Origin of the sequence: Duganella margarita (assembly GCF_009857535.1) — a bacterium.
In the GTDB taxonomy this organism is placed as follows: domain Bacteria; phylum Pseudomonadota; class Gammaproteobacteria; order Burkholderiales; family Burkholderiaceae_D; genus Rugamonas; species Rugamonas margarita.
In genome coordinates this window covers 1-758 of record NZ_WWCS01000067.1, presented here as the reverse complement: position 1 = coordinate 758, position 758 = coordinate 1, and the positions used below count along the sequence as shown (strand labels likewise).

1 rRNA gene is annotated in these 758 nt (G+C 51.7%); it reads right to left on the bottom strand.

From position 1 onward, the window contains the following. Positions 1–8: 8 nt before the first annotated feature. Positions 9–758: ribosomal RNA gene (locus GTP55_RS29180) — 23S ribosomal RNA — on the bottom strand; the annotation flags it as partial.

Sequence of the window (758 nt, the reverse complement as noted above, 5' to 3'; positions counted from 1 at the left end):
AAGGTTATAGGGACAAGCCGTACGGGCAATTAGTATCAGTTAGCTTAATGCATTACTGCACTTCCACACCTGACCTATCAACGTCCTGGTCTCGAACGACCCTTCAAAGAGCTCAAGGCTCTGGGAAATCTCATCTTAAGGCAAGTTTCCCGCTTAGATGCTTTCAGCGGTTATCTCTTCCGAACTTAGCTACCCGGCAATGCCACTGGCGTGACAACCGGTACACCAGAGGTTCGTCCACTCCGGTCCTCTCGTACTAGGAGCAGCCCCCTTCAAATTTCCAACGCCCACGGCAGATAGGGACCAAACTGTCTCACGACGTTTTAAACCCAGCTCACGTACCACTTTAAATGGCGAACAGCCATACCCTTGGGACCGGCTACAGCCCCAGGATGTGATGAGCCGACATCGAGGTGCCAAACTCCCCCGTCGATATGAACTCTTGGGAGGAATCAGCCTGTTATCCCCAGAGTACCTTTTATCCGTTGAGCGATGGCCCTTCCATACAGAACCACCGGATCACTATGTCCTACTTTCGTACCTGCTCGACTTGTCAGTCTCGCAGTTAAGCACGCTTATGCCATTGCACTATCATCACGATGTCCGACCGTAATTAGCGTACCTTCGAACTCCTCCGTTACACTTTAGGAGGAGACCGCCCCAGTCAAACTGCCTACCATGCACTGTCCCCGATCCGGATAACGGACCAAGGTTAGAACCTCAAACAAACCAGGGTGGTATTTCAAGGTTGGCTCCAC